Origin of the sequence: Stutzerimonas urumqiensis, from assembly GCF_003640395.1 — a bacterium.
Taxonomy (GTDB): domain Bacteria; phylum Pseudomonadota; class Gammaproteobacteria; order Pseudomonadales; family Pseudomonadaceae; genus Stutzerimonas; species Stutzerimonas urumqiensis.
Genome location: NZ_RBZQ01000010.1, coordinates 89,172 through 111,070 on the forward strand (window position 1 = coordinate 89,172; position 21,899 = coordinate 111,070).

21 protein-coding genes are annotated in these 21,899 nt (G+C 64.3%); 9 read left to right on the plus strand and 12 right to left on the minus strand.

Annotation, left to right across the window (positions count from 1 at the left end; genetic code table 11):
* Positions 1-53: 53 nt before the first annotated feature.
* From acnD to D7325_RS17635, 4 genes are all read right to left on the minus strand, one after another.
* Positions 54-2,660: a Fe/S-dependent 2-methylisocitrate dehydratase AcnD gene (gene acnD / locus D7325_RS17620; protein WP_120997758.1), complete on the minus strand. Its 2,607-nt coding sequence runs from the start codon at positions 2,658-2,660 to the stop codon at positions 54-56.
* Between the two features lie 64 nt (positions 2,661-2,724).
* A complete protein-coding gene (prpC, locus tag D7325_RS17625; RefSeq protein WP_120997759.1) occupies positions 2,725-3,852 on the minus strand; it encodes a bifunctional 2-methylcitrate synthase/citrate synthase in 1,128 nt (375 codons plus the stop codon).
* Between the two features lie 70 nt (positions 3,853-3,922).
* Positions 3,923-4,810 (minus strand): methylisocitrate lyase, encoded by an 888-nt coding sequence (gene prpB / locus D7325_RS17630; RefSeq protein WP_120997760.1) that lies wholly within the window; start codon positions 4,808-4,810, stop codon positions 3,923-3,925.
* A 3-nt stretch (positions 4,811-4,813) separates the two neighbouring features.
* Positions 4,814-5,530: a GntR family transcriptional regulator gene (locus tag D7325_RS17635; protein ID WP_120997761.1), complete on the minus strand. Its 717-nt coding sequence runs from the start codon at positions 5,528-5,530 to the stop codon at positions 4,814-4,816.
* Between the two features lie 239 nt (positions 5,531-5,769).
* Here D7325_RS17635 and rloA point away from each other — a divergent pair, with 239 nt between their 5' ends.
* Genes rloA through pabB form a run of 4 tightly spaced genes read left to right on the plus strand, consistent with a single transcriptional unit; the run spans position 5,770 to position 10,215 of the window.
* Complete coding sequence (gene rloA, locus D7325_RS17640; protein WP_120997762.1) at positions 5,770-6,306, plus strand: retropepsin-like aspartic peptidase RloA; 537 nt, start codon at positions 5,770-5,772, stop codon at positions 6,304-6,306.
* A 5-nt stretch (positions 6,307-6,311) separates the two neighbouring features.
* A complete protein-coding gene (rloB, locus tag D7325_RS17645) occupies positions 6,312-7,835 on the plus strand; it encodes an osmotic stress tolerance membrane protein RloB (protein WP_120997763.1) in 1,524 nt (507 codons plus the stop codon).
* 4 nt (positions 7,836-7,839) lie between these two features.
* Positions 7,840-8,823 (plus strand): alpha-L-glutamate ligase-like protein, encoded by a 984-nt coding sequence (locus D7325_RS17650; RefSeq protein ID WP_120997764.1) that lies wholly within the window; start codon positions 7,840-7,842, stop codon positions 8,821-8,823.
* A 45-nt stretch (positions 8,824-8,868) separates the two neighbouring features.
* Positions 8,869-10,215 carry an aminodeoxychorismate synthase component I gene (gene pabB / locus D7325_RS17655; protein WP_120997765.1) on the plus strand — a complete coding sequence of 449 codons (1,347 nt, stop codon included), beginning with the start codon at positions 8,869-8,871 and terminating at the stop codon, positions 10,213-10,215.
* A 12-nt stretch (positions 10,216-10,227) separates the two neighbouring features.
* On the opposite strand, the gene thrH is transcribed toward pabB, so the two are convergent.
* Entirely contained in the window at positions 10,228-10,845 is a 618-nt protein-coding gene (gene thrH / locus D7325_RS17660; protein WP_120997766.1) for a bifunctional phosphoserine phosphatase/homoserine phosphotransferase ThrH, read from the minus strand.
* A 187-nt stretch (positions 10,846-11,032) separates the two neighbouring features.
* Between thrH and D7325_RS17665 the strand changes: the two genes are divergently transcribed.
* Positions 11,033-11,767, plus strand: coding sequence for a phosphoadenylyl-sulfate reductase (locus tag D7325_RS17665; RefSeq protein ID WP_120997767.1), 735 nt, complete (start codon positions 11,033-11,035; stop codon positions 11,765-11,767).
* A 19-nt stretch (positions 11,768-11,786) separates the two neighbouring features.
* Here the strand turns inward: D7325_RS17665 and cysB are convergent, their stop codons facing one another.
* The 3 genes from cysB to D7325_RS17680 form a co-directional block, all read right to left on the minus strand.
* Complete coding sequence (gene cysB / locus D7325_RS17670) at positions 11,787-12,761, minus strand: HTH-type transcriptional regulator CysB (protein WP_120997768.1); 975 nt, start codon at positions 12,759-12,761, stop codon at positions 11,787-11,789.
* A 104-nt stretch (positions 12,762-12,865) separates the two neighbouring features.
* Positions 12,866-13,357, minus strand: a complete 492-nt coding sequence (locus D7325_RS17675; protein WP_120997769.1) for a universal stress protein — start codon at positions 13,355-13,357, stop codon at positions 12,866-12,868.
* Between the two features lie 94 nt (positions 13,358-13,451).
* Positions 13,452-14,390, minus strand: coding sequence for a putative 2-dehydropantoate 2-reductase (locus D7325_RS17680; protein ID WP_120997770.1), 939 nt, complete (start codon positions 14,388-14,390; stop codon positions 13,452-13,454).
* 208 nt (positions 14,391-14,598) lie between these two features.
* Between D7325_RS17680 and D7325_RS17685 the strand changes: the two genes are divergently transcribed.
* Positions 14,599-15,675 carry a 3-deoxy-7-phosphoheptulonate synthase gene (locus D7325_RS17685; RefSeq protein ID WP_120997771.1) on the plus strand — a complete coding sequence of 359 codons (1,077 nt, stop codon included), beginning with the start codon at positions 14,599-14,601 and terminating at the stop codon, positions 15,673-15,675.
* Positions 15,676-15,717: 42 nt separating this feature from the next.
* Here D7325_RS17685 and D7325_RS17690 read toward each other — a convergent pair whose 3' ends face one another.
* The gene (locus tag D7325_RS17690; protein WP_120997772.1) at positions 15,718-16,005 is read right to left on the minus strand and encodes a GNAT family N-acetyltransferase; all 288 of its coding nucleotides are present in this window, start codon (positions 16,003-16,005) and stop codon (positions 15,718-15,720) included.
* Between the two features lie 421 nt (positions 16,006-16,426).
* Between D7325_RS17690 and D7325_RS17695 the strand changes: the two genes are divergently transcribed.
* A complete protein-coding gene (locus D7325_RS17695) occupies positions 16,427-16,681 on the plus strand; it encodes an Lpp/OprI family alanine-zipper lipoprotein (protein WP_120997773.1) in 255 nt (84 codons plus the stop codon).
* A gap of 59 nt (positions 16,682-16,740) precedes the next feature.
* Here the strand turns inward: D7325_RS17695 and D7325_RS17700 are convergent, their stop codons facing one another.
* From D7325_RS17700 to D7325_RS17710, 3 genes are all read right to left on the minus strand, one after another.
* On the minus strand, positions 16,741-17,694 hold the full coding sequence (locus tag D7325_RS17700) for a L,D-transpeptidase family protein (RefSeq protein ID WP_120997774.1): 954 nt from the start codon (positions 17,692-17,694) through the stop codon (positions 16,741-16,743).
* Positions 17,695-17,760: 66 nt separating this feature from the next.
* A complete protein-coding gene (locus D7325_RS17705; protein WP_120997775.1) occupies positions 17,761-18,042 on the minus strand; it encodes a hypothetical protein in 282 nt (93 codons plus the stop codon).
* Between the two features lie 45 nt (positions 18,043-18,087).
* Positions 18,088-18,693, minus strand: coding sequence for an arylesterase (locus tag D7325_RS17710; RefSeq protein WP_120997776.1), 606 nt, complete (start codon positions 18,691-18,693; stop codon positions 18,088-18,090).
* 10 nt (positions 18,694-18,703) lie between these two features.
* Here D7325_RS17710 and D7325_RS17715 point away from each other — a divergent pair, with 10 nt between their 5' ends.
* Positions 18,704-19,387: an ABC transporter ATP-binding protein gene (locus tag D7325_RS17715; RefSeq protein ID WP_120997777.1), complete on the plus strand. Its 684-nt coding sequence runs from the start codon at positions 18,704-18,706 to the stop codon at positions 19,385-19,387.
* On the plus strand, positions 19,384-21,888 hold the full coding sequence (locus D7325_RS17720; protein ID WP_120997778.1) for an ABC transporter permease: 2,505 nt from the start codon (positions 19,384-19,386) through the stop codon (positions 21,886-21,888). The genes D7325_RS17715 and D7325_RS17720 overlap by 4 nt, the downstream gene beginning before the upstream one ends.
* The last annotated feature ends 11 nt before the right edge of the window (positions 21,889-21,899 follow it).

Genomic DNA, 21,899 nt, shown 5'->3' on the forward strand with positions numbered 1-21,899 from the left:
GCGAACCGTGCCACCGCGGCCTCGGTGATGGTTCGCGAGCGAGCGCCTACGAGTTAGTGACGGGCCTGAGCGGTGGGCAGCGTGGATTCGAGGAAATCCTGCGCAAAGCGTTGCAGCACGCCGCCCGCCTCGTATATCGAGACTTCCTCGTCGCTGTCCAGCCGGCAGAGCACCGGCACCTCCAGGCGCTCCCCGTCACGACGATTCACGACCAGCGTCAGCGTGGCACCCGGTCGCCGGGCGCCGAGCACGTCATAGGTCTCGGTGCCGTCCAGCCCAAGCGTCTTGCGGGTCGTGCCGGGCTGGAATTCCAGCGGCAGCACGCCCATGCCGATCAAGTTGGTCCGGTGTATGCGCTCGAAGCCTTCAGCCACGATCGCCTCGACCCCGGCCAGTCGCACGCCCTTGGCGGCCCAGTCGCGCGAACTGCCCTGACCGTAATCGGCACCGGCGATGATGATCAGCGGCTGCTTGCGCTCGAGGTAGGTCTCGATCGCTTCCCACATGCGCGTCACCGTGCCGTCCGGCTCGATACGGGCGAGCGAGCCCTGCTTGACCTTGCCGTCGATCACCGCCATCTCGTTGATCAGCTTCGGATTGGCGAACGTCGCGCGCTGCGCCGTGAGGTGGTCGCCACGGTGAGTGGCGTAGGAATTGAAGTCCTCCTCCGGCAGGCCCATCTTCGCCAGGTATTCGCCGGCCGCGCTGTCGGCCAGAATCGCATTCGACGGCGACAGGTGATCGGTGGTGATGTTGTCACCGAGCAGCGCCAGCGGCCGCATGCCCCTGAGCGAGCGCTCGCCGGCCAGCGCGCCTTCCCAGTAAGGCGGACGGCGGATGTAGGTACTCATCGGTCGCCAGTCGTACAGCGGACTGACCTGGCTGGCCGCCTCGCGGGTGATGTCGAACATCGGGATATAGACCTGGCGGAAATGGTCCGGCTTGACCGATGCCTTGACCACCGACTCGATCTCCTCATCGCTCGGCCAGATGTCCTTCAGACGGATTTCACGCCCATCGACGATGCCGAGCACATCCTTCTCGATGTCGAACCGGATGGTGCCGGCGATCGCATAGGCGACCACCAAGGGCGGCGAAGCAAGGAAGGCCTGCTTGGCGTACGGATGGATACGCCCATCGAAATTGCGATTGCCTGACAGCACGGCCGTGGCATACAGATCGCGTTCGACGATTTCCTGCTGGATTGCCGGGTCGAGCGCGCCGGACATTCCGTTGCAGGTGGTGCAGGCGAAGGCAACGATGCCGAAGCCCAGCTGCTCCAGTTCTTGTTCCAGCCCCGCTTCTTCGAGGTAAAGCTTCACGGCCTTCGAACCGGGCGCGAGCGAGGACTTGACCCACGGCTTACGGCTCAGGCCCAGCCGGTTCGCGTTGCGCGCCAGCAGGCCCGCCGCGATCACGTTGCGCGGGTTGCTGGTGTTGGTGCAGCTCGTGATGGCCGCGATGATCACGGCGCCGTCGGGCATCGCGCCTGGCACCTCGGTCCATTGCCCGGCGATCCCGCGGGCGGCCAGTTCGGTGGTCGCGACCCGGGCATGCGGGTTCGAAGGGCCCGCCATGTTGCGCACGACGGAAGACAGATCGAAACGAAGGGTGCGCTCGTAGCGCGCCGCACCCAGGCTGTCGGCCCACAAACCGGTGTGCCGCGCATAGGTTTCGACCAGTCGCACCTGCTCCTCGTCCCGGCCAGTCAGGCGCAGGTACTCGATGGTCTGCTCGTCGATGAAGAACATCGCTGCCGTGGCGCCGTACTCGGGCGCCATGTTCGAAACGGTCGCCCGATCGCCCAGGGTCAGCGCCGAGGCGCCTTCGCCATGGAACTCCAGGTAGGCGCCCACCACGCGCTCCTTGCGCAGGAATTCGGTCAGCGCGAGCACCATGTCGGTGGCGGTGATGCCGGGTTGCAGCCGGCCGTTCAGCTCGACACCGACGATGTCGGGCAGACGCATCCACGACGCCCGGCCGAGCATGACGTTCTCCGCCTCCAGGCCACCCACGCCGATGGCAATCACGCCGAGCGAGTCGACGTGCGGCGTGTGGCTGTCGGTGCCCACGCAGGTATCGGGAAACGCCACGCCGTCACGCGCCTGGATCACCGGCGACATCTTCTCCAGATTGATCTGATGCATGATCCCGTTGCCCGGCGGAATGACATCGACATTCTCGAACGCCCGCTTGGTCCACTCGATGAAGTGGAAGCGGTCTTCGTTGCGCCGGTCCTCGATCGCCCGGTTCTTCTCGAACGCCTGCGGATCGAACCCGCCACACTCCACCGCCAGCGAGTGGTCGACGATCAGCTGCACCGGCACTACGGGATTGACCTTCGCCGGGTCCCCGCCCCCGTCGGCGATGGCGTCGCGCAGACCGGCCAGGTCGACCAGCGCGGTCTGGCCAAGAATGTCGTGGCAGACCACACGGGCTGGATACCACGGGAAATCCAGGTCGCGGCGTCGCTCGATCAACTGTCGGAGCGAATCGGTCAGTGCGTCCGGATCACAACGTCGCACCAGGTTCTCGGCCAGCACACGCGAGGTGTACGGGAACTGTTCATAGGCACCGGGCTGGATCTGCTCGACCGCCGCACGGGCATCGAAGTAATCCAGCGCCGTTCCCGGCAGGGGCTTGCGGAAGGCAGTGTTCATGGTGGACTCGTTCAGGCTACGGTCTCGTATCGGATCGGGGCGAGTTGTCGCCCCGGATCGGTTGTCAGCGCTTGTCCAGTGGCGGAACGGCGCGCTGCTCGGGGCCGGTGTAGTCGGCACTCGGACGGATGATGCGGTTGTTGGCTCGCTGCTCGAACACGTGGGCACACCAGCCGGTCACACGCGAGCAGACGAAGATCGGGGTGAACAGCCGGGTCGGAATGCCCATGAAGTGGTAGGCCGATGCGTGGTAGAAGTCGGCGTTAGGGAACAGCTTCTTCTGCGCCCACATGGTCTGGTCGATCGCTTCGGAGACCGGGAAGAGCACAGAGTCGCCCACCTCGTCCGCCAGATTGCGCGACCACTCCTTGATCACCTCGTTGCGCGGGTCGGACTCCTTATAGATGGCATGGCCGAAGCCCATGATCTTGTCCTTGCGCTCGAGCATGCCCAGCGTTCCCTGGACGGCCTCGTCAGCCGAGCCATAGCGCTCGATCATCTCCATCGCCGCTTCGTTGGCGCCCCCGTGCAGCGGGCCGCGCAGCGAGCCGATGGCGGCCGTCACGCAGGAATAGAGATCCGAGAGCGTCGAGGCGCAGACCCGCGCCGTGAAGGTAGAGGCGTTGAATTCGTGCTCGGCATACAGGATGAGCGAGACGTTCATGACCTTGACGTGCAGATCGCTGGGCTTCTTGCCATGCAGCAGCGCAAGGAAATGCCCGCCGAGCGTGTCTTCGTCGGTGTCGCAATCGATGCGCGTGCCGTCCTGCACGAAGCGGTGCCAGTAGGTCATGATCGCCGGGAAGGCCGCGAGCAGCCGGTCGGTACGGTCGCGCTGCTGGCTGAAGTCGGTTTCCGGCTCCAGCGTGCCGAGCACCGAGGCACCGGTGCGCATCACGTCCATCGGATGGGCATTGGCCGGGATGCGCTCGAGCACCTCTTTCAGTGCGGTCGGGAGATCGCGCAGGCCGCGCAGTTTCTGCTTGTACGCCGCCAGCTGCGCCGCGTTCGGCAACTCGCCGTGAACCAGCAGGTGAGCGACCTCCTCGAACTCGCAACGCTCCGCCAGTTCGCGAACGTCGTAGCCGCGGTAGGTCAGGCCGGCGCCCTCCTTGCCGACGGTACACAGCGCCGTCTGCCCGGCGACCTGGCCGCGCAGGCCGGCGCCGCCCAGTGCTTTCGCTTCAGCCATCGCTCTCTCCTTTCTTGACCTTGTTATGGGATGGATTTCGTATGGACGACCGGGGCCGGATGGCCAGCCCTCAGTGCTTCTTCTGCGCGAACAGCGCATCGAGGTGCTGCTCGTACGCGTGGTAGTCGATGCGCTCGTACAGCTCCATGCGCGTCTGCATGGTGTCCACCACGTTCTTCTGCGTGCCGTCACGACGGATCGCCTGGTAGACATTCTCGGCGGCCTTGTTCATGGCGCGGAAGGCGGACAGGGGGTACAGCACCAGCGAGACATCGGCCCCTGCCAACTCCTGTGTGGTGTACAGCGGCGTCGAGCCGAACTCGGTGATATTGGCCAGCACCGGCACCTTCACCCGCTCGGCGAAGGTCTTGTACATCGCCAGCTCGGTGATCGCCTCGGGGAAAATCATGTCCGCGCCCGCCTCGACACAGGCCGCTGCGCGGTCGAGCGCCGCGTCGAGGCCTTCCACCGCCAACGCGTCGGTGCGGGCCATGATGACGAAGCTGTCGTCGGTGCGTGCATCGACCGCTGCCTTGATGCGGTCGACCATTTCCTGCTGGCTGACGATCTCCTTGTTGGGACGATGGCCGCAGCGCTTGGCGCCCACTTGATCCTCGATGTGCAGCGCGCCGGCACCGAACTTGATCATCGCCTTGACGGTGCGAGCCACGTTGAATGCCGACGAGCCGAAACCGGTGTCGACGTCCACTAGAAGCGGCAGGTCGCAGACATCGGTGATCCGGCGCACATCCGTCAGCACATCATCGAGACCGGAGATCCCGAGGTCCGGCAGACCGAGCGAGCCTGCCGCTACCCCGCCGCCGGAAAGATAGATCGCCTTGAAGCCGGCGCGCTTGGCCAGCAGGGCATGATTGGCGTTGATCGCGCCGACGACTTGCAGCGGATGCTCGCTGGCAACCGCATCGCGAAAACGCTGGCCGGCCGTGGGAAGGCTCATGGATCACCTCTTGTCTGCATGGGTGGATTCGGCGGCCTGCTGAAAATGCCGCTCGATGTTGCGTTTGGAACCGGCGATGTGACGCCGCATCAGCAGTTCCGCCAATTCGCCATCGCCCTCGGCGATCGCGTCGAGAATCCGGTGATGCTCCGCGAACGCCTGATGCGGCCGGTGCGGCGTGGCGGAAAACTGGATGCGGTACATCCGCACCAACTGATAGAGCTCGCCGCAGAGCATGCGGGTCAGGGTCGCGTTGCCACTGCCCTGGATGATCCGGTAGTGGAAGTCGAAATCGCCCTCCTGCTGGTAATAGCCCAGTCCGGCCTGGAACGCCTCGTCCTTCTCGTGGGTTTCCAGCACCTGCCGAAGTTCATCGATCTCGGTACGGCTCATCCTGGCGGCCGCCAGCCGGCAAGCCATGCCTTCGAGCGACTCGCGAATTTCATACAGCTCGATGAGTTCGCGCTGATCGAGCGACACCACCCGTGCGCCTACATGAGGAATGCGCACCAGCAGCTTCTGGCCCTCCAGCCGATGGATCGCCTCGCGCAGCGGCCCGCGGCTTATGCCGTAGGTGCGCGCCAGCTCCGGCTCGGAAATCTTGCTGCCCGGTGGGATGTCGCCTTGCACGATCGCATTCTGGATGCGGCGGAACACATGCTCGGACAAGGTTCCCGCCTCGGTGAACCCAAGGTCGGCGAGGTTGCTTGCATTAGCCATATTGTCGACACATGCCGTACGTAGTTGCCGTGCAAGCTAGGTCAAAGCAAACGCAAGGTCAATACTGTCGACAATTACGGGAGGCGCTGCCTCACGCATGGCGTTTCATAAATGTTGCCAAGCGCCGCATCGCCCTGTCGCAGGCTCCACGGTCGCCTGCTAGAATCACCGCGCCTTTCAGCTTCCGGCCATGCGCCGGCTTTCTGTCGTGCACGACCAAACGACCAGCCAATGGACTTATGAGAGCTGCCTCTTTTTTCCTTTCGCTCTGCCTGCTCCTGCTCCCCAGCCTGGGTTTCTCCGACGACAAGACCGTTTATGGCCTGACCGAACGCGTGGCCATTCCCGAATTCGGGCTCGAGTTGCCCGCCAAGCTGGACACCGGCGCACAAACGGCCTCGCTCAGCGCCCGTGATATCGAGCGGTTCACGCGCAACGGCAAGCAATGGGTGCGCTTCGATCTGGCCATCGACAAAACCCACCAGCAGGCGATCGAGCGACCGGTCGCCCGTCTCAGCAAGATCAAGCGGCGCGCCGGCGACTACGACCCGGAGCAGGAAAAGACCTACACGGCCCGCCCGGTTATCGAAGTCGACATGTGCCTGGGCGGTACCCGCCGAAGCATCGAAGTGAACCTCACCGACCGCAGTGCATTCCAATACCCACTTCTTATCGGTTCAGACGCACTGACCCAGTTCGGCGCACTGGTCGATCCCAGCCTCACCTACGCCGCCGGCAAACCCGGCTGCCTAACCGCCTCAGACGCTGACGAGTAATTGCTATGCGCGCACTGACCTTGCACCTGAAGATCCTGATCGTCCTGCTCGTCACCCTGGGCGTCGGACTGACGGCGTATCAGATATTCGTCCTGGGCATCCCGGTGACGGCCGACGAGACGGACGACCTGTGGAACATCGACGCCAAGATCGAATTCGTCGCCAGTCCGCGCGAGCCGGTCAAGGTCCAGATGTTCGTGCCGCCGCTGAATCAGGAATTCGTCAGCCTCAACGAGAGTTTCATCTCCAACAACTACGGCGTGAGCATCAACCGCGTTGACGGCAACCGCCGGGTGACCTGGTCGGCTCGCCGCGCGGAAGGCCGCGAGACGCTCTACTACCGACTGGTGCTGACCAAGCGCTACAGCGGCGAACAGACCAAGGCCGAAGGCCCGATATTCCGGGACAGCATCCCGCTCGAAGGCCCCGAGAAGATCGCGGCCGAAGCGCTGCTCTCGCCCATCCGCCAGCACTCGGCGGACGTGGAGACCTTCATCAGCGAAGCGATCAAGCGGGTCAACAACCCCAACGACGACAACGTCAAGCTGCTGCTCGGCGGCGATGCGTCCACCGAGAACAAGGCTCGGGTCATCGAGATCATCCTGTCGATCGCCCATGTTCCGATGCAGCGCGTACACACCATCCAATTGTCCGACGAAGCCCAGACCCCCGAGCTGTGGCTGCGCAGCTTCAATGGCGAGCGCTGGCTCTATTTCAACCCGGAAACCGGCGAGCAAGGCTTGCCCGAAGACCGCCTGGTCTGGTGGATCGGGGACGAGCCGCTGCTGACGCTCGAGGGCGGCAAGAGCCCCGAAGTGACCTTCACGCTCAGCAACAGCGAGATGAACGCCATCCGCCTGGCCAAGCTGACGGACGAAAACACCGAAGCCAGCTTCCTGGAGTACTCGCTGTACGGGCTGCCGCTGTCTACCCAGCAGACCTACCAGATCATGATCGTCATCCCGATCGGCGTGCTGGTGATCCTGGTGCTGCGCAACCTGATCGGCATCCAGACGCTCGGCACCTTCACGCCGGTGTTGATCGCGCTGGCGTTCCGGGAGACGCAACTGGGCTTCGGCATCATTCTGTTCACGCTGATCACCGCGCTCGGCCTGTCGCTACGGTCTTATCTCGAACATCTGAAGCTGCAGATGCTGCCGCGCCTGTCGGTGGTGCTGACATTCGTGGTGGTGCTGATCGCTGTCATCAGCCTCTTCAGCCACAAGCTCGGACTGGAGCGCGGACTATCGGTGGCGCTGTTCCCGATGGTGATCCTGACGATGACCATCGAGCGGCTGTCCATCACCTGGGAAGAGCGCGGCGGCAACCATGCCTTCAAGGTCGGCGTCGGCACCATCATCGCCGCATCGCTCGCCCATGCGCTCATGAGCATTCCGGAACTGGTCTACTTCGTCTTCACCTTCCCGGCGGTGCTTCTGGTGCTGGTGGGCTTCATGCTGGCGATGGGTCGTTACCGCGGCTACCGGTTGACGGAGCTGTTCCGATTCAAAGCCTTTCTGAAGGACTGAGCCCATGTTCGGCCTGATCAAGACGTGGAAGGCGCTCAGCGCCCGCGGCATCATGGGCATCAACCGCCGCAATGCCGATTACGTGCTCAAGTACAACAAGCGCAGCCTGTATCCGATCGTCGATGACAAGATCATCACCAAGGAACGCGCGATCGAAGCGGGCATCCATGTGCCGGAGATGTACGGCATCATCGAAACCGAGCAGGAAATCAGCAAGCTCCACGACATCATCAAGGACCACAATGACTTCGTCATCAAGCCGGCACAGGGTGCCGGCGGTGACGGCATCCTGGTCATCGCGGACCGTTTCGAGGGGCGCTACAAGACGGTATCGGGCCGAATCATCAGCCATGACGAAATCGAGCATCAGCTCTCGAACATCCTCACCGGCCTGTACTCGCTCGGCGGCCTGCGCGATCGGGCGTTGATCGAATACCGCGTCACACCCGACCCCATCTTCAAGAGCATCAGCTACGAAGGCGTGCCGGACATCCGCATCATCGTGCTGATGGGCTACCCGGTCATGGCCATGTTGCGCCTGCCGACCCGCCAGTCCAACGGCAAGGCCAACCTGCACCAGGGCGCCATCGGCGTCGGGGTCGACCTGGCCACCGGCATCACCCTGCGCGGCACCTGGCTGAACAACAAGATCACGAAGCACCCGGATACGACCAACGCGGTGGATGGCGTGCAGCTGCCCAACTGGGACGGCTTCATGAAACTGGCGGCCGGTTGCTACGAGCTCTGCGGTCTTGGCTATATCGGGGTGGACATGGTGCTCGATCAGGACAAGGGCCCGCTGATCCTCGAGCTGAACGCCCGCCCTGGTCTCAACATCCAGATCGCCAATGACACCGGCCTGACGCTCAGGACGCACCAGGTCGAGGCACGCCTCGCGGAGCTGAAGGCCAAGGGCATCCAGGAAACACCCGAGGAACGTGTGAAGTTCTCTCAGGAGCTCTTCGGCCACGTACCGGCCCACGATTGACGACGGGCTCGACGCTAGCCAAGGTCGAGCCTCCAGCCCATCCCGATGCCAACCTGCCGACTTTTCCCCCTTCCCTACCAGCCCGACCCCGGGTACTGGTTCGGTTGCGTTCACGACGCTCCCGGCGCCGTCCTGCTCGATTCCGGACGCCCCGGTGCGACGCGCGGGCGTTTCGACATCCTGTCGGCCGAGCCGCTGCTGATCCTCGAGCCCGACCGGGGCGAAACCGGTTCGGCCTTCTTCGACCGCCTGCGCGGAGCGCTGTCCCGCCTCGCCCCGGCATACCCGCCAGCCGGTGTCGAACTGCCATTCACCGGCGGCCTGATCGGCATGCTGAGCTACGACTTCGGCCGCTCGCTGGAGCCTATGCCGGTACGTGCGCAAGACGACACCGCCCTGCCCCAGGCACGCCTGGGCCTGTATGACTGGGCAATCGTCAGCGATCACCAGCTCGGCCGCAGCCAGCTCGTCTGCCATCCCTCGATGAGCGCGGCGCGCGTCCGGGCATTGCTCGATCGCTTCGAAGCGCCTGCCGACCGACCTGCCGCGCCCTTCCGTCTGACCGCCCGCTTCACCGCCGACCTCGCGCCCGCCGACTATCACGCGGCCTTCGAGCGCATCCAGGCCTACATCCAGGCCGGCGACTGCTATCAAGTCAACTACGCGCAACGTTTCGTGGCGCACTACGAGGGGAGTCCGTGGCAGGCCTATCGCCGGCTCCGCGCGGCCTGCCCCACGCCCTTCGCTGGCTATCTGGCGACAGGCAACGGAGCAATACTCAGCCTGTCTCCGGAGCGTTTTCTGAGTGTGCGCGAGCGGCAGGTCGAGACACGGCCGATCAAGGGCACCCGACGACGCGGCGCCTCGCCCGCCGAAGACACCGAGCAGATCGAGGCCCTCAGGCGCAGCGAGAAGGACCGCGCCGAGAACCTGATGATCGTGGATCTGCTGCGCAACGACCTGGGCCGCAGCTGTGCGCCGGGCAGCGTGCGGGTGCCGGAGCTTTTCAGCATCGAGACCTACCCGAACGTGCACCACCTGGTCAGCGCCGTGACCGGTACGCTGGCACCCGACCGCGATGCGCTGGACCTGGTCGCCGGCAGCTTTCCGGGCGGCTCCATCACCGGCGCACCGAAAATCCGCGCCATGCAGATCATCGAAGAACTCGAGCCGCATCGACGCGCCATCTATTGCGGCTCGCTGCTTTACCTGGACGTGCGGGGTTACCTGGACAGCTCGATCGCGATCCGCTCGCTACTGCTCGAGGACGGCCGAGCGCTGTGCTGGGGTGGCGGAGGCATCGTCGCCGACTCCGTCTCGCAGGACGAGTACGTGGAGTCGGTGACCAAGGTGAGTGTCCTGCTGGAGACCCTGCAACAGGATACGGTCTAGCGGCGCCCCGGCTTACAGGCTCAACGGGCGATTGGACGCCTTGAGGAATTCCTGCTTGAGCGCCTCGAAGGTATGCACGGCGGGGAATTGCGGGAACTCGCGAATGACGTTTTCCGGCGCGTGGAACAGGATGCCGGCGTGCGCCTCGGACAGCATGGTGGTGTCGTTGTACGAATCGCCGGCGGCGATGACGCGGTAGTACAGACTCTTCAGCGCGATCACCGATTGCCGCTTCGGATCCTTCTGGCGAAGCTGGTAATCCACGACCTGACCGCTCTCATTGGTGATCAGCCGATGGCACAGCAGCGTCGGAAACCCCAGCTGCCGCATCAACGGCTGGGAGAATTCGTAGAAGGTGTCGGACAGGATCACGACCTGGAAACGCTCACGCAGCCAATCGACGAATTCCACGGCGCCGTCCAGCGGCTTGAGCTTGCCGATCACCGCCTGAATGTCCGCGAGCTTCAAGCCATGCTCGTCGAGAATGCGCAGGCGCTGCTTCATCAGTACATCGTAATCAGGGATGTCCCGCGTGGTGGCTCGCAGCAACTCGATGCCGGTTTCTTCGGCGAACGCGATCCAGATTTCCGGCACCAATACGCCTTCGAGATCCAGGCAAGCAATTTCCACGGCACACTCCTGAGGGATGGATAAAGAGAGCCCGGCACTCTAGCGACCTGTGACTGGCCAGGCAACGAAACGCTTATACCCAAACCGCCACACTACTCGGCAGAAAGGATATTTAGGGGCATAAGTGTTGCTTTGCTACCATCCGCCGCCACAGAGCGCTCGAGCGCCACGCATAGGAACAAGCCTGATGACCGATCTCACCGATGTAACGGCCCTGGCGGAAAGGTACGCCGACAAGTCCCCGCAGGACATTCTCAAGCTCGCCTTCGATCTGTTCGGCGACGACCTCTGGATTTCCTTCAGCGGCGCCGAGGACGTGGTGCTCGTCGACATGGCGTGGAAGCTGAACAAGGGGGTCAAGGTATTCACCCTCGATACCGGCCGGCTTCACGGCGAGACCTATCGCTTCATCGAACAGGTCCGCGAGCACTACGGCATTCCCATCGACATCCTGGCGCCCGATCCCGCACGGCTCGAGCCAATGGTTCGCGAAAAGGGTCTGTTCAGCTTCTACCGCGACGGCCACGGGGAATGCTGCGGTATCCGGAAGATCGAGCCGCTGCGGCGCAAGCTGTCGACCGTCAAGGCCTGGGCGACCGGCCAGCGGCGGGACCAGAGCCCCGGTACGCGCAGCCAGGTCGCGGTGCTCGAGCAGGACACCACCTTCTCCGCGCCCGACCGGCCGCTGTACAAGTTCAACCCGCTCGCGCAAATGACCAGCGAAGAAGTCTGGGGGTACATCCGCATGCTGGAGGTGCCCTACAACAGCCTGCACGAGCGCGGCTTCGTCAGCATCGGCTGCGAGCCCTGCACGCGCCCGGTACTACCGAACCAGCACGAGCGCGAGGGTCGCTGGTGGTGGGAAGAAGCGACGCACAAGGAGTGCGGGCTCCACGCCGGCAATCTGATCGTCAAAGCCTGATCGCCCGCGCCGCGCCTGCTCAGTAGGTCGGCAGTTCGAGCCCATCGAACAACGCGTCGACCTCTGTCCGGTTGTGGCATTGCATCGCGTTTTCGATGGCCTGCCGCGTGAGGTGCGGTGCAAACTTTTGTACGAAGTCGTACATGAAGCCGCGCAGGAAGGTTCCGCGACGGAAGCCGATCTTGGTCACGCTGGCTTCGAACAGCTCGCTGGCATCGAGCACGACCAGATCCGAGTCGACCGAATCATCCACCGCCATTCGAGCGACGATCCCGACGCCCAGCCCCAGGCGCACGTAGGTCTTGATCACGTCGGCATCCGCCGCGGTGAAGACCACCCGGGGCATCAGGCCGCGCCGACTGAAGGCCTCGTCGAGCTTGGAGCGCCCCGTGAAGCCGAAGACGTAGGTCACCAGCGGGTGCTCGGCCAGCGCCTCCAGTGTCAGCTTGCCTACGCTCGCAAGCGGATGCCCCTTGGGCACGATCACGCAACGGTTCCAGCGATAGCACGGCATCATCACCAGGTCGCCGAACAGATCCAGGGCCTCGGTCGCGATCGCGAAGTCGACGGTACCATCGGCCGCCATCTCGGCGATCTGCATGGGCGTGCCCTGGTGCATGTGCAGCGCGACGTCGGGGTACTGCTTGATGAAGGCACCGATGACGCTGGGCAGCGCATAGCGCGCCTGCGTGTGGGTGGTCGCGATCGTCAGCGTGCCCTTCTTCTCATCCGAAAACTCCTGCGCGATCTGCTTGATGCTCTCGCACTTGCGCAGGATTTCCCCGGCGGTGGTGATGATGCGCTCACCGGCGGGCGTGATGCGGGTCAGGTGCTTGCCGCTGCGCGCGAACACCTCGACCCCGAGTTCATCCTCGAGCAGACGAATCTGCTTGCTGATACCCGGCTGAGAGGTGAACAGGCTTTGAGCGGTAGCCGACACGTTCAGATCGTGATGCGCCACTTCCCAGATGTAGCGCAGTTGCTGAAGCTTCATGGTGCCCCCGAGGCGACGGTTGCGGCGATCTGCCTATAACCACATGGATATTGGGGATGGATTCTAGGTCCTTCCGACACGCTTTGCCGCTCCGTGCGCACGATTCAAACGCCTCGGTGCGGCAGCATGGGCACCAGGTAGACCGGCACCTCGGCCAGCTGGACGAGTCGCGCCGCGGTCCGTCCCAAGGGCGTGTCGAGTGCGGTCCCGTGGCTGTGACTGCCGACGACCAGAAGATCGACGCCCAGGCGCTCAGCCTCGGCCAGGATCACCTGCGGCGCATCACCCTGCAGTACCCGGACTTCGCGGATCAGCTCGGTATCGTCCAGCCCTTCGCCGATCTCTTCCTCGAAACCGGCATGGATGCGTTGCTCCAGGCTCGCCATCACCGCTTCGAGGCCGCCCTGACGCAACGACGCCAAGGTATCGACATCCAGGTAGGTCTGCAGGACCGATTCGGCGAACAACCCCAACGGCGCCACCGCGTGGACGACATAAAGGTCCGCGCCGAACGCCCGGCTAAGCGACAAGGCATGCTGAAGAACGTAGGACGAATACAGACTCAGGTCCGTAGCGTAGAGAATCGATCGAATCACGCGGCCTCCCGGCACTGCCGACCTGAGATGCAGCTTAGCAGTCCGCCGGCGAACGCGTCGCCGGGCAGCTCCGCGCCGTCAACGCACGACCGATTCAGCGAGCGATGAACTTCAGCGCCTGCAGCAGCATTTCAGTGCGGGGCATGTCGCATCCCGCCGCCACAGCCCGCGACAGCGGAACCTCGTAAATGGCCTCGAGCTCCAGCGGGCGTCGGTGCTTGAAGTCGTGGTACATGCTGGGGAAGTAATCAGGCATGGCGTCGGTGCCGGCGAGCATCCGATCGGCCAGGCCGGCTGGCAAGGCATGACCGCACGCCGCCGCGGCACGGATCGTCTCCTCCATGAGCGTCTTTACCAACAGACGGCTTTGCGGATGGCTCATCAGCCCCTTCGTTCCGGCGTCGAGCAGCACCGACACGCCGTTGTAGGGTGCGTTCCAGACGAGCTTCTGCCACCGGGCCTGCTCCAGGTCGGGAAGTCCGCTGGCGTTCACCCCGGACGAGCCGAACAGCTGCACCGCATCATCGACAATTGCCGACGCCTCGCCCACAGCGGCCGGGCCGGAGTGATAAGCCAGGCTGACAGCCCCAAGCGCCTGATGCTCGACCACGCCGGGTGCCGAGCGATAGGCGCAGACATAGCAGAGCCCGCCCAGCAGATGCAGGCCGGCTGGCAGCAGCGGACGTAGCGCATCTTCTACGCCCAAGCCGTTTTGCAACGAGACGATCCTGGCACCCGGCGCCGCGATCTGGCCGAGCAAGGGAGCCAGCTCCGCGTTGCTGGTCGTCTTGGCGCCGAGCAGCAACCAGTCGCATGCCGGCATCTGCTCGGCATGCCGGTAGGCCTGAACGCCATCGAGGTGCAGGGCGCCATGTACCGCACTGTGCACCGTCAGCCCCTGCTGCCTTACCGTCTCGTACTCGCTGCGCAGTAGAAAGTGCACATCGTGCCCGGCACGTGCCAGCAGCGTCCCGTAGAAGCCACCGATTGCGCCAGCGCCAACGATGCCAATCCGCTTACCTCGTTCAGCCATTTGTTGTTCTCCGTGTGATTCGAACGAACCTGCCGCCGCGGCGGAAGCGGCACCTTAGCAGGGAAGCCGGCCGACGGCGCAGCACGTGCACTATCGCAGCGCCACGGCATTGTCGAGCCCAGCCGATACGCGCTAATGTGCCGCTCCCCTTTGCGCTGAAGATTTGCCTGCGGCTGCGCCGCGCATATCGCGACTGACGAGTAACAAGATGGCTGACTTACCGATCGATGACCTTAACGTTGCCTCCAACGAGACACTGATCACTCCGGAGCAACTCAAGCGAGAAATTCCCCTGACCGACGCCGCGCTCAAGACGGTGGCGCATGGCCGCCAGGTGGTTCGGGACATTCTCGACGGCAAGGACCATCGCCTGTTCGTCGTCGTTGGGCCCTGCTCTATCCATGATCTGAAAGCCGCGCATGAATACGCCGAACGGCTGCGTACGCTGGCCAGCAAAGTGCAGGATTCGCTCTACATCATCATGCGCGTCTACTTCGAAAAGCCCCGCACCACCGTGGGCTGGAAAGGGCTGATCAACGATCCCTACATGGACGACTCGTTCAAGATCCAGGACGGCCTGCACATCGGCCGCCAGTTGCTGCGCGACCTCGCCGAAATGGGCCTGCCCACCGCGACCGAAGCGCTCGATCCGATCTCGCCGCAATACCTGCAGGACCTGATCAGTTGGTCCGCCATCGGGGCCCGTACCACCGAGTCGCAGACGCACCGCGAAATGGCGTCGGGCTTGTCGTCCGCCGTTGGCTTCAAGAACGGTACCGATGGCAGTCTGACGGTGGCCATCAACGCGCTGCAATCGGTGTCCAGCCCGCACCGTTTCCTGGGGATCAACCAGGCCGGCGGCGTTTCCATCGTCACCACCAAGGGGAACCAGTACGGCCACGTCGTGCTGCGCGGTGGCAACGGCAAGCCCAACTACGATTCAGTCAGCGTGACGCTTTGCGAGCAGCAGCTACAGAAGGCGGGCATTCGGCCCAACATCATGGTTGACTGCAGCCACGCCAACTCCAACAAGGACCCAGCCCTGCAGCCGCTGGTCATGGACAACGTGGCCAACCAGATCCTGGAAGGCAATGACTCGATCATCGGCCTGATGGTCGAAAGTCACCTGGGTTGGGGCAACCAGCCAATCCCGAAGGATCTTTGCGACCTTCAGTACGGCGTTTCGGTGACCGATGCCTGCATCGATTGGGACACCACCGAGAAGGCGCTACTCGGCATGCATGAGAAGCTCAAGGACGTACTGCCGAAGCGGCAGCGCAGCTGACTCGAGCGAGAAGGGAAACGCCGGCATCTGCCGGCGTTTCATTCATCCGTCTATCCCGCTTTCATCCTGCCCGTTGCGCTGCAAATAACGTTCGACGTACGAACAGGACGGGATGACCGTATAGCCCTCCCGCTCGGCATAATCCAGCGCCTGCTGCGCCAAGGCTGCAGCGATGCCCCGTCCCCTCAGCTCGTTCGGGACGAACGTGCGATAGATGTCCAGAGTGCGCTTGCCGAGATCCATATAGGCGAGATAAGCACGATGACCATCGACGGTTGTTTCGAACTGATGGCCCTCAAGGTCATGGCGGATGGTCAACGCCTCGCTCATGGCAACTCCTTAGCGGGTAAACCCAGCATATTGTTTTAGTTTATGGCCGTCGGCAAAACTCGCTTCCGCGCACCCGGGCATCCTAGCGTTCCGCGCGAATTAGAACAAACCTGGGCCACACGGCCGGCGACCGATGATTCAAACGCTGCCGGAGGGAATTTTTCCGTACAGGCGCTGACTTAGCAGTAGCGGCACCTGCTGCGCTTAGAGGGTGGTAACGCACGCTCGAACGACCAGCGCTTCCAATGGATGACATTCATCCACCGGCGCGGATTTGGCGACGTCGAACTGGCTTTAAAAAAAAAGCGCCGACCAACGGTCGGCTCAGTTTACTTACTACCGCTAATCGGTAGTATGTGCGCCGCCAACTTCCACGAGTGGGGAGGTTGCTAATGGATTTTCCAACTTTAAGGGGAACACGATGAACAACGTTCTGAAATTCTCTGCTCTGGCTCTGGCCGCAGTACTGGCTACCGGTTGCAGCAACAGCATGACCAAAGAAAGCGAAGCCCGTCTGACGGCCACCGAAGACGCCGCTGCCCGTGCCCAGGCCCGTGCCGACGAAGCCTACCGCAAAGCGGACGAGGCGATGGCTGCCGCTCAGAAGGCTCAGCAGACCGCTGACGAAGCCAACGAGCGCGCCCTGCGCATGCTGGAACGCGCTAGCCGCAAGTAAGCGCTGGATATGAAAAAGCCGACCAACAGGTCGGCTTTTTTTTGCCCGCGAATCGGGGCTCAGTGGATCGAGGAAGTAGCCAGCGCGGGCTGAGGTTCAGCGATCTGCACCGGCAAGCCATCCTCGGCTGCGATGATGTCCCGGATCATTTCCCAGTCCAGATGCAGCGTAGTCGGGTCTTCGTCGCGCTTGAGCAAGGTGTTGATCACCGTTGCGTGCTTGTCCATCAGCGACAGCTCCTGGTCCGACTCCAGCGGCGCATGCGCTTCGAGGTAGACCCTGCCGCCGCTCACGCCGAATTTGTACGGCTCGTCGATGATCCGCACCTTGGTACCGACCGGCACCATGTCGGCCAGCGCCAGGATGTTGTGGTTGAGCATGCGGAAACAGCCGTGGCTGACGCGCGTGCCGATACCGAAATTCTTGTTCGAGCCATGAATGAGATAACCGGGAAGCGCCAGGCCCATCTTGTAAGGTCCGAGCGGGTTGTCCGGCCCCGGCGGTACGACCCGCGGGAGCGGATCACCTTCAGCGGCATGCTCCTCGCGAATGGATTGCGGCGGATACCAGGCCGGGTTCGGCGTCTTGGCCGTGACACGCGTCTGCCCGATGGGCGATCCCCAGCCCTCGCGACCGATGCCTAGCGGAAAGGTATGAACGACGCTCTGGCCCTCAGGAAAGTAATAGAGGCGATATTCGGCGAGGTTGATGACGATGCCTTCGCGCGGGCCCGGCGGCAGAATGAAGCGGGTCGGGAGGATGATCTCGGTTCCTTCGCCCGGCAGCCACGGATCGACGCCAGGATTGGCCGCGACCATTTCCAGGTAGCCAAGATCGTTGGCTTCGCCCAGATCCGCGAAGGTGTCCTCGTACTTGGCCGTAACCACCTGAACCTGGCCGACGATATCCTCACCTTCCGGCGGCAACGGCAATTCGAGCGCCAACGCCGATCCCGATGCCAACAAGGCAGACAGGGAAACACAACGAGCGACCACAGACGCACGGGACAACATTCGAACATCCTTTGCAGCGGAAAGTAGGAGCCGCGATTGTACACCGCGTCGGTAAGTGGCCGGGAGCTACCAGGCGCTCGGCGGTATCAGCAGCCCCTTTCGAGCCTCCGACAGCAAGCCGCGACAGGACGGACAGACGCGCCGATCGCGCATCAGTGATCGATCCAGATCGCGCCAGCGAGGGCTGGCCGGCAGCAGACTGCCGCACAGCGTACGGTCACCGAAGCCGCTCAGCTCCAGTTGACGCGCAACCAGGTGGAGGCGATTTTCGCGGCATGCGAACAGATCGAATTGCTCGTCAGGCTCGATGAGCTGATAACAGTGGTAACTCGAACCAGTGCGAGGCATCCGTCGCTCCTCCCGGGGGCGCGCGAAATTAGCCGCAGCGGGCGCTCAAAGCAAGGGCTCGAGCGCCTCCCAGGCGTTATCGAGCAGCCGCTCCTGGGCCTGGGCCGTCGGGTGCACGCCGTCGTGCTGCATCAGACCCGGCACCCCACCGACGCCTTCGAGGAAGAACGGCACATAGGCGACATCGGCCTCTTCGGCCAGCGAATCGAAGGCCTCGGCATACGCCTCGGTATAACGCGCGCCCAGGTTGGGCGGCATGCGCATGCCGAGCAATACCACCTCGGCACCCGACTCCCTCGATCGCTCGATCATCGCCGCAAGATTCTGTTTCATTTGCAGCGGAGGCTGGCCTCGCAGGCCATCGTTGCCGCCGAGCTCCAGGACGACCACGTCCGGGTCATGCTCGGCAAGCAGCCGCGGAAGCCTGGAAAGCCCGCCAGCCGTGGTGTCGCCACTGATCGAGGCATTGATGACGTCATGCGATTCGTTCTGGCGCGCGAGGCGTTTTTCCAGCAACGACACCCAGCCCTGCTCGATTTCCAGGCCGAAAGCCGCGCTGATACTATCCCCGACCACCAGCACCGTTTCGGCCGCCGCCCCCTGCGCCCACATCATCGAAGCCAGGATCAGGCCATTCAACCACGTTCGCATCGGAAACCTCATGACCGCCATTCTCAGTGCCCGGAACCTTAACAAAGTGGTCCCCAGCGCGGAAGGCGCGCTCCAGATACTCAGCGACCTGACCCTGACGCTCGACAAAGGCGACAGCCTCGCCATCGTCGGCACCTCCGGTTCGGGCAAGTCCACGCTGCTCGGTCTGCTGGCCGGGCTCGACCTGCCCAGCAGCGGCGAGGTGTCGCTGGCCGGTCACTCGCTCACCGGGCTGAACGAAGACCAACGCGCCCAACTCCGGGCCGAGCACGTCGGGTTCGTCTTTCAGTCCTTCCAGTTGCTCGACAGTCTCGACGCGCTGGAAAACGTCATGCTGCCGCTCGAACTGGAAGGCGCGACGGACGCGCGCCAGCGGGCCAGCGCCCTGCTCGAGCGCGTCGGGCTCAGTGCGCGCCTGCATCACTACCCGCGCCAACTGTCGGGCGGGGAACAGCAGCGAGTAGCCCTGGCGCGCGCCTTTGCCGCCGACCCGGACGTCCTGTTCGCCGACGAACCCACCGGCAACCTGGACAGCCAGACCGGCGCCCACATCACCGATCTGTTGTTCGAGCTCAACCGTGAACGCGGCACTACGCTGGTCCTGGTCACGCACGACGAGCGCCTGGCGCGGCGCTGCGAGCGGCAGTTGCGTCTGGAGGCGGGCCGGGTCGTCGAGGCTGAGGCCGTCCAATGACGAAGCTGCCCCTGGCCCGCCTCGTCCTGCTCGCACTTCGGCAACTGTGGCGCGATACGCGTGCCGGTGAGCTGCATGTCCTGTTCGCCGCGCTGGTCATCGCCGTCGCGGCGAGCACGGCCATTGGCTATTTCAGCGGTCGCCTGAACGACGCGATGCAGTTGCGCGCGACCGAATTCCTTGGCGCGGACCTGGTATTGCGCGGCAGCGCGCCGACCGTACCGGCGCAGATCGACGCCGGGCTGGCGGCGGGTCTGGATCATGCCCGGACTGTCGAGTTTTCCAGCGTGGTCGCGACCGACGAGACGCTCCAGCTGTCGAGCGTCAAGGCAGCGGATGCGGCGTACCCGCTGCGCGGCGAGTTGCGCAGCGCGGCCGAACCCTTCGGGCCGGAGACAGCCGGCGGCGGGCCTGCGCCGGGCGAAGCCTGGGCGGAGGCGCGGTTGTTCACCGTGCTGGGACTGTCGATTGGCGACCACATCGAAGTCGGCCGCAAGCCGCTACGCCTGACCCGCGTGCTGACGTACGAGCCCGACCGGGTCGGCGACTTCTATAGCCTGACTCCCCGCGTGCTGATGAACCTCGACGACCTGCCGGACACCGGGGTCATCCAACCCGGCAGCCGGGTCCGCTATCGCGACCTGTGGCGGGGATCGCCGTCGGCGCTCCAGGCATACCGGAGCCAGGTGGAACCCTCGCTCGAGGCCCATCAGCGCCTCGAAACGGCGGAGGACGGCAATCGCCAGATCGGTAACGCGCTGGGACGCGCCGAGCGCTATCTCAATCTCGCCAGCCTCGCGGCGATCCTGCTGGCGGGCATGGCCGTCGCGCTGTCGGCCAATCGCTTCGCCAATCGACGCCTGGACGCCAGCGCCCTGCTCCGCTGCCTCGGCCTGACGCGCCGTGACGTGATGGTCCTGTACATGTTGCAACTCGGCGTGCTCGGCCTGTGCGCCAGCCTGGTCGGGGCCGGCCTCGGCTGGCTGACCCAGCTCGGCCTGTTCGGCGTGCTCGACGGGCTGATTGTCCAGACCATTCCCTCCGGCTCCCTATGGCCGGCGCTGGCCGGAATCGCCACCGGTCTCGTCGCGCTCGCCGGCTTCGCGCTGCCGCCGCTGGCAGCGCTCGGCCGGGTTCCGCCGTTGCGGGTGCTGCGCCGCGATCTGCTGCCGGTGCCGCCCAGCAGCTGGGTGATCTACGGCGCTGCGCTGCTCGCGCTGGCGCTGATCATGTGGCGGCTGAGCCTGGACCTCAAGATCACCCTGGCCCTGCTTGCCGGAGGCCTGGTCGCCGTCGTGCTGCTGGGTGGCGCGCTGATGCTGGCGCTCAAGGGCCTGCGGCGGTTGCTGGCCGGCGCGCCCCTCCCCTGGCGGCTGGGTCTTGGCCAGTTGCTGCGCCATCCGCTTGCCGCAGCCGGGCAATCGCTGGCGTTTGGCTTGATCCTGCTCGCGATGGCGCTGGTCGCGCTGCTTCGCGGTGAGCTGCTGGACACCTGGCAAGATCAATTGCCGGACAACGCACCCAACCATTTCGTCCTCAACGTGCTGCCAGCCGATGTCGAGGCCTTCGGCGCGCGGGTATCGGCCCTTTCGGACTTCGCCGCACCGCTCTACCCGGTCGTGCCGGGCCGGCTGACCGCCATCAACGGCGAACCGGTGCGCGAGCTGGTCAGCAAGGACACGCGTGGCGACCGCGCGACACGGCGCGACCTCAGCCTGACCTGGGCAGCCGGGCTGCCCGACGGCAACCGGGTCGTCGCAGGTCATTGGTGGGACGAGGATGCCGAAAGCACCGCGCCCGGCGTGTCGGTCGAAAGCGAGCTCGCTGAAAGCCTGAACCTGCAACTGGGTGACCGACTCACCTTCTCGGTCGGCGGGCTCGAGCGAGACGCCCGTGTCACCAACCTGCGGGAAGTCGACTGGGACAGCTTCCAGCCCAACTTCTACATGATCTTCGAGCCGGGCACCTTGCAGGACATCCCGGCCACCTACATGACCAGCTTCCATGCGCCCGCGGGCAGCGAGCAGGCGCTGGTCGACCTGGCACGCGCCTTTCCCTCCATCACCTTGCTTCAGGTCGAGGCGCTGCTCGCCCAGCTACGCGGCATCATTGCGCAGGTCTCGCTGGCGGTTGAATGCGTGCTGCTGTTCGTGCTCGCCGCCGGGCTTGCGGTGCTGTTCGCCGGCCTGCAGGCCACGCTGGACGAGCGCATCCGGCAAGGCGCCCTGCTCCGCGCGCTCGGTGCCCGGCGCGATCTGCTGGTCCGTGCGCGGCGCACCGAGTTCGGTCTGCTCGGCGCATCGAGTGGCCTGCTGGCGGCGATAGGCTGCGAGGCGGTGAGCGCGTTGCTGTACCGCTTCGCCTTCGACCTCGAATGGCATCCGCATCCCTGGCTGTTGCTGCTGCCGCTGTTGGGTGCGCTGCTGGTCGGCGGAGCCGGCGTCATCGGTACCCGCCGCGCCCTGAACGCGACGCCGCTGGGTGTCCTTCGCGAGAGCTGAGGCGATAGACT